The organism is Kitasatospora sp. NPDC058478 (assembly GCF_042720345.1).
Taxonomy (GTDB): Bacteria; Actinomycetota; Actinomycetes; order Streptomycetales; family Streptomycetaceae; genus Kitasatospora.
On sequence record NZ_JBHXML010000074.1, the window covers coordinates 41,971 to 56,342 of the forward strand.

The following is a 14,372-nucleotide window of genomic DNA, read 5'->3' on the forward strand; positions in this document are numbered from 1 at the left end:
CGATCGGCGCGTGGGTGGGGGTACGAACAGCGTGTTAGCTTCCCGCCATGGGATTACGTGGGGCTCGTGGGGTGGCGGCGCGGTCGGCGATCGAGGGGATGCGGGAGCTCGCCGGGGAGGGGTTGACGGCGCCGGAGGTGTTCCGGCGGGCGGACGAACTGCTGCGCCCGGTCCTGGAGTTCGACGCGGTGTGCTGGCACACGGCGGATCCGGCGACCGGGCTGGTGAACTCGGTGCAGAGCGAGGACCTCAGCCTGACGGCGTACGAGCACGCCGTCAGGCTGGAGGTCTGGGAGGACGACCTGGCGACCTTTCCGAAGATCCGGCGCAGCGGGGTGCAGGCGGAGACGCTGAGCCGGGCGACCAAGGGGCGCCCGCAGGAGAGCGTGCGGTTCCGGGAGCAGGTGGCGCCGGCCGGGTTCGGGGACGAGCTGCGGGCGGTGTTCGACGCGGCGGGCGGGATGTGGGGGTGCGCGGCGTTCATGCGGGCCCCGGACCGCGGCCCCTACCTGGGGCGCCAGCGCGAGCTCGCCGGCGCCGCCGCCCGCCACCTGGGCAACGCGCTGCGGGCGTGCCACGTTCCGGCCGGCGCGCCGGACCAGGAGGGCGCGGGGCCCGCGGTCCTGCTGCTCGACCGGCGCAACCGGCTGCGGGCGATGTCCGGCCCGGCCGAGGACCTGCTCGACCGGCTGGCCGACCCCACCCCCACCTCGCTCAGCGTCCCGACCTCCGTGGCGATGGCCGCCGAGCACGCCCGCCGGGCGGCGCACGGGCTGGCCGCGCCGCAGACACCGGTGCGGGTCCGCACCCGGGACGAGCGCTGGTACCTGCTGCACGGATCGGCGCTGCGCGGTGACGCGGCGGCCGACGAGGTGACGGTGGTGGCCACGCTCGCCTCGCCGGCCGAGGTGATGCCGCTCTACCTGGCCGCGTACGGGCTGACCGCCCGCGAGCAGGAGGTGGCACTGCTGCTGGTGCGCGGCAGCGACACCCGGGACGTGGCCCGGCTGCTCGCGATGACGCCGTACACGGTGCAGGACCACCTGAAGTCGGTGTTCACCAAGACCGGGGTGGGCAGCCGGCAGGAGCTGATCGCGCGGATCATGCTCGGCGGGGGGCGCTGCTGACCCGGGGCCCCGCGCCCCAGGCGCGCGCCCCGCCGTACGCCCCCAGGAATCTGGGATGGCCGCGACCCCGCCGCGAACGTGAAGATTTCCCCACGGGGGATTCACGTCATGCACATGACGGCTCGCAGTGCACCCATTTCCAGCGGAGGAGCACCCTCATGAGCTCGCGCACCCGGCGCACCGCCTTCACCTCAGGAGTCGCCGCGCTGGTCGCGGTGACCGGGCTCGGCCTCGGCGCCGCGCCCGCACACGCCGACACCACACCGCCGACCGCCACCTGTGACCCCGCCCGCGACTACCTGTGGGAGGACATCGCCTCCGCCCGGGTCGAACCGACCGTCACCGACTTCCTCGCGGTCGCGATCACCCCCGGCACCACCGGCAGTTACACCAAGACCCTCAGCGAGGTCGACTCGGTGAGCACCACGATCAACACCAGCACCGAGGTGAGCGCCGAATTCAAGGCGATCTTCGCCAAGGTGAGCGTCAAGGTCGGCTTCTCCGTGGCCAACACCAAATCGACCACCCGCACCACCACCGTCACCGACACCGTGAACTTCAACAGCCCCGGCTACTACGGCCTCTACCGCGGCACCCGAAAGGTCACCGGCGAGTGGGTCCGCTACATCTGCGCCCGCAGCGGGAACACCGGCTACTGGATCAACACCAGCCCGAACGGCCCCGGCACCTTCACCACCTTCGACGTCCCGGAGCAGGGCACCGTCTCCTGCGCCTACCCGGAGCCGGCCGGCACCCTGCGCGCGGCCGCCCGGGCGCGACTCGTCTGCTGATGCCCAGGATCGCGGAAACGACCCAACCCATTTGCTGCGAAAGCGAGTCCACCATGCCCGAACCGCACCCTCGACGCTCCCGGGCCCGACGCCCGCTGAACGTCCTCGGCACGGCGGCCGCCGTCGGCGCCCTGCTGTTCACCGCCTCCCCCGCCGCCCTGGCCGCCCCCACGTCGGCCACCGCACTCGCCGCGGACCCGGAGAGCGAGTACCCCTGCGACCCCGGCCTCTACCGCATCAACACCGCCGGGGCCGACCGGCCGCTGACCGTCGCCCTCTCCTCCGGGAACCACGGCTCGGTCATCCAGTACTTCTGGGGCGACGAGTCGAACCAGAAGTGGCAGGTCTGTCGCAAGCACGCCTCCGACGGCCGCGAGCTGGTGTACTTCCGCGACAGCTGGCGCGGTTGGTGCATGGTCGTCGACCGCTGGGGAAAGGACGACGGCAACTGGATCATCACGGTCGGCTGCGGCGACGTCGTCCCCGAGAACCAGGCGTTCTGGATGGCGAAGGTTCCGGGCAGCAACCGCTTCGCCCTCCAGAACGTGAACTCCGGCAAGTGGGTCGCCGCCCAGAACCACAGCGACGGCCTGGGCTACCAGATCGTCCAGGACAGCCGACCGGACCTGTTCTACCTACAGGCCGTCTGACCGCACGGCACACCACGAGGAACGCCCGTCGTGCCAGGCCGGACAGCCCCGGCCGGGCACGGCGGGTCCGGGGCGCCGATCCGCCGACCCCGGGGCACACGTCCAAAAATACCGGGTGGGGTATCCTGAAAGAACTGGCCGCCCCATCCGGGGGTGCGACGTGAGGAGCAGCGCGATGTGTCGACGAACCACCTGCCGGACGTGTGGCAAGGCAAGCTACGCGGGGTGCGGCATGCACGTCGAGCAGGTGCTCGCCGGGGTGCCCAAGTCCGGCCGCTGCGCCTGCGACCGGACGAAGGGCAAGGGCGGCGGCTTCCTGGCGAGGCTGCTCGGGCGCCGCTGAGGCACGACCGGCCGGGCACCCTGCCGTCCCGCGCAAACGACCCGATAAGATGACTGGCGGTGTGCCGGGAAGTCTGGTCGGCTCGGGGGACGACTGCAGCGCTCGGGCGGCGGCGACCCCGATCGTCGTGATGGGTCGTTTCCGCAAATGCGCGCCGTGGGGATCGTTCTGGTTCTGGTGGTTCTGGCCACGAGCGTGGCCACCTTCGCCCAGCGGTTGCGGGTGCCCGCGCCCTCCCTGCTGGTCCTGGTCGGCCTCGCGGTCGCGATGGTCCCGGGCGTGCCCGCGCTGCACGTACCGCCGCAGGCCATCGCCCTGGTGGTGCTCCCGCCCCTGCTCTACTCCTCCGCCGAGGAACTGTCGCTGCGTGATCTGCGCACGGTGTGGCGCCCGGTGACGATCCTCTCCTTCGGCCTGGTCTTCGCCTCCGCCGCCGCCGTGGGCTTCGTCGCCGTCGCCGTCGCCGGGCTCCCGCCCGCGATGGCGTTCGTGCTGGGGGCCGTCCTGTCCAGCACCGACCCGGTGGCCGTCACCGCGCTCGGCCGCCGGCTGGCGCTGCCGGGGCGCGTCCAGGTGCTGGTGCAGGCCGAGAGCCTGTTCAACGACGCCACCTCGCTGGTGCTGTTCAAGGTCGCCGTCGGCGTCGCCGTGGCCGTGGGCGGCACGGTGGACCTGCCGGCGGCGGGCGGCGAGCTCCTGCTGCTCGGCGGGGGCGGCAGCCTGGTCGGCGCCGCCGTGGCCGGCCTGGTGTGGCTGATCCGGCGCCGCACCGTCGACCCCGTCCTGGAGACGGTGATAGCCCTGGTCACCCCGTACGCGGCGTACGTGCTCGCGGAGTCCGCGCACACCTCCGGGGTGACCTCGGTCGTGGTCGCCGGCGTCCTGCTCGGCCGCTCCGGCCACCGCCTCACCGACGCCCGCATCCGGCTCCAACTGCACGCCGTCTCCGCGGTGGTGGTGTTCCTGCTGGAGAGCGTCGTTTTCGGCATCGTCGGCCTGCAACTGCCCGCCCTGGTCCGGGACCTGCCGGCCGGCACCGGCTGGTGGCCGCTCCAGGCGCTCGCGCTGGCGGCCGTGCTGATCGCCGTCCGCGTGCTGTGGACGCTGCCGCTGACCCGCGGGGTCAAGCCCTCCCGCGGCCGGCTGTCCTGGCGGGTCGCCGGGGTCGTCACCTGGGCCGGCACCCGGGGCGTCATGCCGCTGGCGGCGGCCCTGTCCATCCCGCTGCTCACCGCGGACGGCAACCGGATCCCCGGGCGCCCGCTCGTCCTGGTGCTGACCACGGCGGTGGTCGTCCTCACCCTGGTCGTGCAGGGCCTGACCCTCGCCGCCGTGGTCCACCGCTCCGGGCTCGCCCTGGAGCCCGAGCACACCGCCCGCGAGGAGGACGACGCCCGCGCCGCCCTCAACCGCGCCGCCCTCGACCACGTCGACCACCTCGCCGCCCTGGAGGTCATGCCCGACACCGCGATCGACCGGGTCCGGCGCGGCCTCGCCGCCCGCCTCGACCGCACCCCCGAGACCCCCGACGGCACCACCGCCGACGCCGCCTACCGTCAACTCCGGCGCGAGGTCATCACCGTGCAGAACGCCCGGCTGCACCGCCTCTACGAGGAACACCTCATCAGCGACACCACCCTGCGCCGCCTCCAGCGCGACCTCGACCTGGAGCAGGCCGGACTCGGGCGGGTCTGACCGGCCTGACCCGGCCGGCCGTGACGGCTTGCGGCCCCCGGTCTTCCGCGCCCCCGCACCGCAGGTCAGACTGTCGCGAGCAGTCCGACGCAGCACCGAACGGGGGCCACATGGCACAGGGCAGGAAGAAGCAGAAGCGGCCACTGAGCGCGGCGGCCGCCGCCGCCCAGCGGCCGAAGAGCGCCAAGCGGAAGCCCCGGAAGGACAAGCCGCTCGCGCCCCGCACCATCCGCCGGGCGGCGGTCCTGGTCGCGGTGCTCGCCCCGCTGCTGCTCGTCGGCCTGATGGCGCTCGCCGTGGACCCGGACTACTCCGCCCTGTTCACGGTCCTCGCCGTGCTGGTGCTCATCGCCTCGCTGGGCGGGCTGATGGTGGTCCGGGCCGCCGGCTGGGTGCTCTGGCCCGGCGTCCTGCTGGGCGTCCTGCTGCTGGCCCTGCCACCCACCACCATCCGGGCGGAGGTGCTCGCGCACCGCGGGGAGCGGACCGAGGTCATCGTCACCGAGGCCCACAGCTCGAAGGACCGCAGCGGCCGGATCAGCTGGTCCTGCGCGATCCGCCGCACGGACGGGAAGCCGCTGCCGCACCCCAGGTTCCAGGGCTCGGGCTGCTCCGGGTCCTCCTCCGCCGGCACCACCACCACCGTCCTCGTCGACCCCGACGGCTGGGCCCCGCCGGCCGGCACGGACCTGGACCTCGCCTTCCTGCACGGCGGCGTCTACGCCCTGGGCGGCCTCAGCCTGCTCTGGGTCCTGCTCATCACCGCCGCCGCCCGCCGCAGCCTCCGGGACTCCCGCGCCGCAGCGCCCGCCTGACGGTCGGGCACCGCTGCTGCCGTACGTCCGCCACCCTGGGCCGGGACGCCCTCTCGACTGCGGCGGGGTTGCGGCCGCATCCTCGATCCGGTGCGCTGTTCCGGCGCCTCCCGCCCGCCCCGACCCGAGCGAAGGAGCCCCATGGACCGCCCGCTGGACCGCCCCCGCCTCGTCCTGGACCCCACCGGCCGCGACCGTGACGCCGAGACCGCCGAACTGTGCGCCCGCGGCCCGGCGACGCCCGTCGACATCCTCGGCGTCGAGGCCTGGGCCGTGGCCGACCCCGTCCTGCTCGAAGAGCTCCTCAAGGACCCCCGGGTCTCCAAGGACGGCCACCAGCACTGGCCGGACTTCGCCGAGGTCGTCCCCACCTGGCCGCTGGCCCTGTGGATCACCGTCCGGAACATGTTCAACGCGCACGGCGCCGACCACCGCCGGCTGCGCCGGCTCGTCGGCTCCGCCTTCACGGCCCGTCAGATCGGCGCCCTCGCCGAGCGCATCGAGCAGCTGACCGACGCGCTGCTCGACGACCTGGCCGCGACGCCGCCCGGCGTGCCGGTCGACCTCCGCGAGCGGCTGGCCTACCCGCTGCCGATCCAGGTGATCAGCCGGCTCCTGGGCCTGCCGGACGACCTCCAGGAGGGGTTCCGGCACATCGTCGACCGGGTCTTCTCCACCACCCTCACGCCCGAGGAGTCCGAAGCCAACGCGGCGGCGTTCTTCACCATGCTCGAAGGGCTGATCGCCGCGAAGCGCCGGCACCCGGGCGACGACATGACGTCCCTGCTGATCGCCGCCCGCGACACCGAGGGCGACGGCGCCGCGCTGACCGAGGAGGAGCTCCGCGACACCCTGTTGCTGGTGGTCTCGGCCGGCTACGAGACGACGGTGAACCTGATCGACAACGGCATCGCGCTGCTGCTCACCCACCCCGAACAGCTCGCCGCGGTCCGGGCGGGCCGGGCGCAGTGGAGCGACGTCGTGGAGGAGGCGCTGCGCCGCGACGCCCCGCTGGCGCACCTGCCGCTGCGCTTCGCCGTCGAGGACATCCGGCTGTCGGACGAGGTGACGATCCGCCGGGGAGAGGTCATCCTCCCCTCGTACGCGGCCGCCGGGCGCCACCCCTGCCGGTACGGCACCACCGGCGACGTCTTCGACGTCACCCGGCCCGTGAAGGACCACCTCGCCTTCGGACACGGCCCGCACTTCTGCCTGGGCGCGCCGCTGGCCCGGATGGAGGCCGGGACGGCGCTGCGCAAGCTCTTCGAGCGCTTCCCGGACCTCACGCTCGCCCCGGGCGCCGAGCTGAGCCCGGTCGCGTCGCTGATCTCCAACGGCCACCGGTCGCTCCCCGTCCTGCTCACCGCCGGGCGTGCCGACGGCTGAGCGGGGGCCGCCCCGGCGGCCGGCGGCTGCTCGCCGGGCCCGCGCGCCCGGTCCGCGCGGGCGGTCGGTCCGTCAGGCCGTGCTGCCCTTCGGCACGGTGTAGAGGCACTCCTCGATCCGGTCGATCAGGCCGCCCTCGAACCGGAAGTACACGACGGTCGGGACCTCCTGGACGACCCCGTCGGCCGACAGCAGGTGGATGACGTGCTGCTGGAGCACCTCGTCCGGCTTCTCGAACTGGCGGAGGACCTCGAACCGCAGGGACTCGACACCGGCGGCGAAGGCCTTGAAGTGCACGAGCCGCTCGTCGATCGCCTGCTCGTCCTTGCCGTCGTTCTGCCACACCGTGGCCTTCTCGGTGCACAGCGCCCGGAAGCCGGCGAAGTCGTTCGCCTCCAGCCGCCGCAGACCCGAGATGACCGTCTCGCCGATGCTCTGTGCCATGCCGAACTCCTGTGTCCGTCGGGTCGAATGCGGGGATGGTGGCGCGGTGGTGCGGTGGTGCTCTCAGCGGTGAAGCAGGCCGAGGTGGCGCAGGTCGGTGACGTACTTGCGGACGAGGGCCGCCGACAGGTGCGGGATGTCCTGGTCGGCGCCGGCCTTGGCGGCCCGCACGGCGGCCCGGAACCCGGCGGCGGGGATCGCCGACCCGGGGACGGCCTCCCCGGGCCGCGCGAAGGCGCGCAGCAGGGGCAGCAGTGAGTGCTGGCGCTGCTTCTCCGGCAGGGCGCGCAGCGCGGTGGTGATCCGGGCGAGCCAGTCGTCGTAGTCGTCGACCCGCCGGATCGGGTGGCCGGCCTCGATGAGCCAGTCGACGAAGGTGTCCAGGCAGACGCCGTCGTCGTGCGGGTTCAGCGCGTTGAAGGTCCGGTAGCCCTCGGTGGCCCGCGCGCCCAGCGCGGTGACGGCCTCGGCGGTGAAGTCGACCGGCAGGCCGTCGTAGTGGGCGCGCCCGCCGCCCCGGTAGAAGGAGCCCGGGGCGATGCCGGTGGCGAGCAGGCTGAGCAGCAGGCGGGTGAACACGTCGGGCACGTTCAGCTGCCCCCGGTACCTGCCGTGCGCGAGGATCATGTCCGACCGCAGGGTGACGACCGGCAGTCCACACAGGTCGTGGGCCTCGCGGAGCAGCACCTCGCCGGCCCATTTGCTGGTCGCGTACCCCTGCGCGTACCCGTCGTACCCGTGCGCGTCGCCGCCGGTGCCCCGGGCGAGGTGGCGCACCGGGCTGGTGACGCGGATGTCGCCGTCCTCGTCGAGGGCCGCGGCCGCGGCGCCGGCCACCACGGCGACGGTGGACACGTAGGTGACGGGCTTGAGCCGGGCGGTGAGCGCCAGCCGGATCAGTTCGGCCGTGCCGACGACGTTGGGCCCGAACAGCTGGTCGTAGGGCAGCACGTGGTTGACCAGGGCGGCCGGGTGGACGATCAGGTCCACGGTGTCGGCCAGCCGCTGCCAGGTGTCCTCGGCCAGGCCGAGGCGCTGCTCGCCGATGTCGCCCGCCAGCACCTCCAGCGTCCCGTCGGCCAACTCCCGGTACCTCCGGAGCAGTTCGTCGTCGCCGCTGTCGAAGGCGGCCTCCAGCCGCTTCGCCGCGACGGCCGCGTCGGCGCCGCGGACCACGCAGACCAGCCTGCCGCCCGCGGGCGCCAGCCGTTCCAGCCACTCCAGGCACAGGAAGCGGCCGAGGTAGCCGGTGGCCCCGGTGAGCAGGACGGTGCGGACGGCGCCGTCGGGGCGGGGCAGCGTCGGGGCGGCGGCGAGCGTCGCCGCGTCGAGGAACCTGTCCAGGGTGAGGTCGCCGGCGCGGGCCTCGGCGGCGTGCTCGCCGTGGACGGAGGCGGCGGTGGGCCGCGCGGCGCCGGAGCGGCGCCGCTCCTCGATGTAACCCGCCACCCGTGCCAGGTCGTTGGCCGGGCTGATCACCACCCCGACCGGGACCTCGACCCGGAAGATCTCCGTCATGAGGGCGGCGAAGGACAGCGCGGACAGCGAGTCCCCGCCCAGGTCGGTGAAGTGCGCGTCGGCGCTCAACTCGGCGCCCGCGCAGCCCAGCAGCGCCTGGGCGGCCCGGCCGACCGTGTCCAGCACCGGCTGGTCGGGCCCGGCCCGGCGCAGGTCGTGCAACCGGCGCTCCTGCCCGTCGGCGAGTTCGGCGTAGAGCCGTTCCAGGGCCTCGCCGTAGCGCTCCCGGAGCCGGGGGCGCAGCGGTTTGTGGCTGTCGGCGAGCAGTCCGTTCGCGGCGCTGAAGGGTTCGGTCTCGATCAGGATGTCGCGCGGGATCTCGTAGGAGTTGAGCTCGGCCTCCTTGGCGATCCGCTGGAGCGACTCGATGAGCAGCGGTTTGAGCGACTCGGTGTCCCCGCCGGCCCTGGCCAGCGCGTCCGGGGCGGGGACCACCACGGCGAGCGGGTAGGCGCGCTCGCTGTTGCCGTACACGAAGACCTGCCGGATCAGCGGGCTGGCGACGAAGGCGGTCTCCAGGCGGGAGACGGCCACGAACTCGCCCTGGGAGAGCTTCAGGACGTCCTTGGTGCGACCGACGTAGACCAGCCGGTCCGGCCCGGTCTCGGCCATGATGTCGCCGGTCCGGTAGTAGCCGTCCGCGTCGAAGATCTCGGCGGTGAGTTCGGGCCGCTTGTAGTAGCCGGGGATGGCGGTAGCGGTCTTGAGCAGCAGTTCCCCGCGCGGGTGCGGCGAGTCGGTCCGGAAGTAGCCGAGCTCCGGGACGTCGACCAGCTTGTAGTCGATGACCGGCGGGCGCTGCACCACCGAGTCGAGCAGCACCCCGCCGGCCTCGGTGGAGCCGTAGCCGGTGTACAGGTGGAAGCCCAGGCAGGACTCGACGAAGGCGGCCACTTCGGCGGAGAGCGGGGCGGTGCCGCAGAAGGCCTTGGTGACGCGCCCGCCCAGGACGTTCTCCCGCAGGTCGGTCTTGACCGCCGTGTCGACGTCGCCGGGTTCGCCGGAGCGCCGGTCCAGTTCGCTGCGGTACCGCTGGAAGAGCAGGTCGCAGATGCGCGGGACCATGGTCAGCTCGGTGGGGCGGACCAGGGCGATGTCGTCGAGCAGGGTGGACAGGTCGCTCCTGGCGGTGAAGTGGCCGACGCCGCCCCGGGAGAGCGAGCCCATCAGTGCCCAGTGGCCGGCGAGGTGGCTCTGCGGCATGTAGTGGACGCTGACCGGGGGCGCGTCCTCCGCGCCGTAGCTGAAGCCGTTCCACGCGGTGCGGACCAGCCGCTGGGGGTACACCGCCCCCTTCGGGGTCCCGGTGCTGCCGGAGGTGTAGATGAGCAGCGCCAACGGGTCTTCACCCGGGGCGGCGACGAACAGGGGCGCGGGCGGCAGGCCGGCTCCGGCGTCGATCACGGCGGCCAGCGGGTCGACGGCCACCGGGCGGCCGGCCCCGGCCAGGCGCCGCCGGGCGGATGCGAGGGCGTCGCGCTGCTCGGCGACGTCGGGGCGGTAGTCGAACACGATCACGCGCCGGATCGAGGGCGCCCCGAGGACGGCTTCGACGGCGGTGTCCAGCCGCTCGATGCTCGCCGCGAGGGCGCGCGGTTCGGTCTCCGCGACGATCGGCGCCAGCTGGGACAGCGGCGCGCTGGACTGCAACGGCACGACCACCACGCCCGCGTGCAGGCACGCGAGGTCGAGCGTGGCGTAGTCGGTGCTGGTGAAGCCCAGGATGCAGAGCCGGTCGCCGGCGCTCAGCGGGTGGTCCGGGTGGTGGTGCCACTCGGTGGCGACGGCGCGCACCCGGGCCCACAGTTCGCGGTAGCTGACGGTCTCGAAGCGGGGCAGCAGGCGCCCGGTCACGGGCTCCCGGGCGCGTTCGCCGAGGGCGGGCCGGTCGCCGTAGCCCTCCATGATGGCCGCCATGGCCTCGGCGAGTCCCTTGTCCGGATCACGCACGGCCGCGGTGATCGCCTCCGGTGGTTCGGCCATGCTGAGTCCTCCCGTAGCGTCCGGGTGATGTCCGGCATCCGGTTGATGTCGACGTGTGACCTGGGGCGGGCCGGCCGGAGCGGCCGCCGGCCCGTCGGGCCCGGGCGGTCGTTCCGGCCGGCGGGCGTCTCACCAGGCGACCGGCAGCGCGTCCGCTCCGCGGATGAGGCGTTCCGTCCGCCAGGTGACCTGGTCGGCCGGCACGGCGAGGTGCAGGCCGGGCAGGCGGCGCACCAGGGAGTCCAGGACGACGCGCAGTTCCATCCTGGCCAGCGCCGCGCCGAGGCAGTGGTGGATGCCGTGCCCGAAGGTGACGTGCGGGACGATCCCCCGGTGGAAGTCGATCTCCTCGGGGCGGTCGAACACCTCCGGATCCCGGTTGGCCAGGGAGAACTCGGTGACCACCGCGTCGCCGGCGCGGACGGTCTGCCCGCCCAGCTCCACGTCCTCGGTGGCGATCCGGGTGAAGCCGGCGGTGGCGCTGATCGGGATGATCCGGGAGAGCTCCTCGACCGCGTCGGGGATCAGGCCGGGATCGGCGACGAGCTCGTGCCAGAGGTCGGGCCTGGTCAGCAGCGTGTAGACGAAGTTGCCGATCTGGTTGGCGGTGGCCTCCTGGCCGGCGGACAGCAGGCTGACCCCGAGGCTGACCAACTCCTCCTCGGTGAGCCGGTTCTCCTCGTCCTCCACGGCGACCAGTTCGCCGAGCAGGTCGCTGGTGGGCTCGACGCGGCGCTCGGCGACCAGGCCGCCGAGGTAGTCGTTGAGGTGCCCGCGGTCCCGTGCGGAGCGGGCCGGGTCGGAGAGCATCAGCAGGCCGTCCACCCAGGCGTTGAACCGGTCGCGGTCCTCGACGGGCACGCCGAGCAGTTCGCAGATCATCGTGATCGGCAGCGGCCAGGTCAGCATCTGGGTCAGGTCGGCGGGCGAGCCTTCGGCGATCATGGTGTCGAGCAGTTCGTCGACGATCTGCTGGGCGCGCGGGCGCATCGCCTCGACCCGGCGCACGGTGAAGGGATTGGCGACCCTGCGCCGCAGCCGGCTGTGCTCCGGCGGGTCCATGCTCAGCATCGAGGTGCGGGGCAGGCCGGCCGAGACGATGCGGGGCACGTCCTCGCCGGCGGCGGCGGCCCGGCTGAACCGGGGGTCGGCCAGCACCGTCCTGACGTCGGCGTGGCGGGTGACCAGCCAGGCGTCGCCGCCGTAGGGCAGGCTCACCCGCAGCACCGGCTGCTCGCCGCAGGCCTCGGCCAGCTTCGGGTCCACGTCGAGCTGCTCGGCCGGACCGAACGGATAGGCCCGCGGCCCTTCTTCTGTCGCGGTCATCGTGTCAGTCCTTCCAGTCCTGGCGGGCGGTCACAGGGACGCGCTCTTGCCGCCGTCGATGACGAGGTTGCTGCCGGTGATCCACGAGGCGCGCCGGGAGACCAGGAAGCCGACCGCCTCGGCGATGTCCTCGGTCTGGCCGATCCGCCCGAGCGGGACCTCGTCGGCCCAGTCCCCCTCCGATTCCATGCCGAGATAGTCGACGATCTTCTCGCGCGCCTCATCCGCCCCAGGAGTCATCACGTTTCCCGGGGAGATCGCGACGACCCGGATTCCGTCCGGCGCCAACTCGACCGCGAGACCCTTGCTGTACACCTCCAGCGCGGATTTCGCGGCGGCGTAGTGCAGGATCATCGGGTAGGAGGAAATGGTCGCGATGGAGGAGAGGTGCACGATGACCCCGCCGCCCGCCGCGCGCATGGCCGGCACGAGTGCGGCATTGAGCCGGACGGCGGCCAGGAAATTGATGTCGACCGTGTACTGCCAGTCGTTCTCGATTTCCAGCGCGGTCTGGAAGGCCCGGCAGCCGCCCGCGTTGTTGACCACGATGTCGACCCCGCCGAGGGAGTCCAGCGCGGCGTCGGCGAACGCCCGCACCCCGTCCTTCGAGCTGAGGTCGGCCTGGATGAACTTGGCCGCGGACGGGGTGTGTTCGGTGGGGTTGCGGGCGGAGGTGACGACGGTGGCGCCGGCGTCGAGCAGGTGCTGCACGATCGCGGCGCCGATGCCCCGGCTGCCGCCGGTGACCACGGCCCGCTTGCCGTCCAAGTCATGGGAAATCTGCGCGGTAAGGCGACTCTCGCTCACCCTGGGTTCCGCCACCTTTCGTTCCTGGGAAATTCCTTTCCGCGGCACTGGTCGGCAAGGGAATCAATTCTCCAGTTGCGACCCAGAAGGCGACGCGGAACCACCTGCACCACTATCCGTGATCTCCCGGACACGGTCAACATGATTGTGTCGATGCCCTGCATCGCCTGAGGCAATGCAGGACGGATGACGGCACCCGCTGGACGCCGCGATCAACAGGGTCGATAATCGTGCGTTACCCATGTGCATCCGGCCACAGCATTTTCCGCGCGACCCGGCGGCGATTCGCCGGAGCAACGGAGAGGGCGCACACGGAATGTTCACACCATGAGTGCCGAGAACTCGGGAGAAAAGCATGTCCAGCTTGGACGAGCCGTTCGTCGTGGGTGATCTGACGGTCCCCAACCGCATCGTGATGGCCCCGATGACCAGGATGCAGTCCCCCGGCGGCGTGCCGGGCGAGGAGGTGGCCGAGTACTACGCCCGCCGGGCCGCCCACCAGGTCGGACTGATCATCACCGAGGGCACCTACGTCGACCGCGCCGCCGCCCGCGCGTACGACCACGTGCCCCACTTCCACGGCGAACAGGCGCTGGCCGGCTGGGCCCGCGTGGTGCAGCGGGTGCACGAGGCCGGCGGCCGGATCATCCCGCAGCTGTGGCACACCGGGGTCGTGCGCACCGGGACGGAGCCGCCCGCCGAAGGCCCGTCCGGGATCGGCCTGGACGGCGCCCCGGCCGGGCGGGCCATGACCCAGCGGGACGTCGACGACACCGTCGCCGCCTTCGCCGAGGCCGCGGCGACCGCCGAGCGGCTCGGGTTCGACGGCATCGAACTGCACGGCGCGCACGGCTACCTGATCGACGACTTCCTGTGGAGCGGCACCAACCGGCGCACCGACCGCTACGGCGGCGACCCGGCCTCCCGCGCCCGCTTCGGCGCCGAGATCGTGCAGGCCGTCCGCGCGGTCGTCAGCCCGGGCTTCCCGGTCTTCTTCCGGTTCTCCCAGTGGAAGGTCGGCAACTACGGGGCCCGCATCGCGCAGAGCCCGGCCGAGCTGGAGCAGCTGCTGACCCCGCTGGCCGACGCCGGGGTCGACGCATTCCACGGCTCCACCCGGCGCTACTGGCAGCCCGAGTTCGACGGCAGCGACCTCAACCTGGCCGGCTGGGCGCGCAAGCTCACCGGCAAGGCCGCCGTGACGGTCGGCTCGGTCGGCCTGGACCAGCAGTACGGCGAGGGCGAGTTCGCCCAGGGCTACACCAGCCAGGCCGGCGTGACCGGCATCGACGAGCTGCTGGCCCGCCTCAAGCGCGACGAGTTCGACCTCGTCGCCGTCGGCCGCACCCTGCTCGCCAACCCGGACTGGGCCGCCAAGGCGCTGCGCGGCAACCTCGCCCGGACCGTCCCGTACGACCCGGCGGTGCTCACCAGCCTGGCCTGACAGCGCCGTTCGGCGAACGGGCGCCCGGAAGCCGGGCCGCGAC

Annotated in this window: 11 protein-coding genes; 7 read left to right on the plus strand and 4 right to left on the minus strand. The window is 73.1% G+C overall.

What is annotated here, in order from left to right; genetic code table 11:
- Positions 1–47 precede the first annotated feature (47 nt).
- The 6 genes from ACFWPT_RS32890 (at position 48) to ACFWPT_RS32915 (ending at position 6,807) form a co-directional block, all read left to right on the plus strand.
- The gene (locus tag ACFWPT_RS32890; protein ID WP_380486257.1) at positions 48–1,127 is read left to right on the plus strand and encodes a helix-turn-helix transcriptional regulator; all 1,080 of its coding nucleotides are present in this window, start codon (positions 48–50) and stop codon (positions 1,125–1,127) included.
- A gap of 158 nt (positions 1,128–1,285) precedes the next feature.
- Positions 1,286–1,918, plus strand: a complete 633-nt coding sequence (locus ACFWPT_RS32895) for a hypothetical protein (RefSeq protein WP_063345941.1) — start codon at positions 1,286–1,288, stop codon at positions 1,916–1,918.
- Between the two features lie 53 nt (positions 1,919–1,971).
- Complete coding sequence (locus ACFWPT_RS32900) at positions 1,972–2,568, plus strand: RICIN domain-containing protein (protein WP_063345942.1); 597 nt, start codon at positions 1,972–1,974, stop codon at positions 2,566–2,568.
- 490 nt (positions 2,569–3,058) lie between these two features.
- On the plus strand, positions 3,059–4,606 hold the full coding sequence (locus ACFWPT_RS32905) for a Na+/H+ antiporter (protein ID WP_380486259.1): 1,548 nt from the start codon (positions 3,059–3,061) through the stop codon (positions 4,604–4,606).
- Positions 4,607–4,716: 110 nt separating this feature from the next.
- Positions 4,717–5,421 carry a hypothetical protein gene (locus tag ACFWPT_RS32910; RefSeq protein ID WP_380486261.1) on the plus strand — a complete coding sequence of 235 codons (705 nt, stop codon included), beginning with the start codon at positions 4,717–4,719 and terminating at the stop codon, positions 5,419–5,421.
- A 141-nt stretch (positions 5,422–5,562) separates the two neighbouring features.
- Positions 5,563–6,807 (plus strand): cytochrome P450, encoded by a 1,245-nt coding sequence (locus tag ACFWPT_RS32915; RefSeq protein ID WP_380486263.1) that lies wholly within the window; start codon positions 5,563–5,565, stop codon positions 6,805–6,807.
- 72 nt (positions 6,808–6,879) lie between these two features.
- Here ACFWPT_RS32915 and ACFWPT_RS32920 read toward each other — a convergent pair whose 3' ends face one another.
- The 4 genes from ACFWPT_RS32920 to ACFWPT_RS32935 form a co-directional block, all read right to left on the minus strand.
- Positions 6,880–7,251 carry a nuclear transport factor 2 family protein gene (locus tag ACFWPT_RS32920; RefSeq protein ID WP_380376054.1) on the minus strand — a complete coding sequence of 124 codons (372 nt, stop codon included), beginning with the start codon at positions 7,249–7,251 and terminating at the stop codon, positions 6,880–6,882.
- A gap of 63 nt (positions 7,252–7,314) precedes the next feature.
- Positions 7,315–10,752: a carboxylic acid reductase gene (gene car, locus ACFWPT_RS32925; RefSeq protein ID WP_380486265.1), complete on the minus strand. Its 3,438-nt coding sequence runs from the start codon at positions 10,750–10,752 to the stop codon at positions 7,315–7,317.
- Positions 10,753–10,881: 129 nt separating this feature from the next.
- The gene (locus tag ACFWPT_RS32930) at positions 10,882–12,078 is read right to left on the minus strand and encodes a cytochrome P450 (protein ID WP_380486267.1); all 1,197 of its coding nucleotides are present in this window, start codon (positions 12,076–12,078) and stop codon (positions 10,882–10,884) included.
- A gap of 30 nt (positions 12,079–12,108) precedes the next feature.
- Positions 12,109–12,885, minus strand: a complete 777-nt coding sequence (locus ACFWPT_RS32935) for an SDR family oxidoreductase (protein WP_380486269.1) — start codon at positions 12,883–12,885, stop codon at positions 12,109–12,111.
- A gap of 355 nt (positions 12,886–13,240) precedes the next feature.
- Here ACFWPT_RS32935 and ACFWPT_RS32940 point away from each other — a divergent pair, with 355 nt between their 5' ends.
- Complete coding sequence (locus tag ACFWPT_RS32940; protein WP_380376062.1) at positions 13,241–14,329, plus strand: NADH:flavin oxidoreductase; 1,089 nt, start codon at positions 13,241–13,243, stop codon at positions 14,327–14,329.
- Positions 14,330–14,372 lie beyond the last annotated feature (43 nt).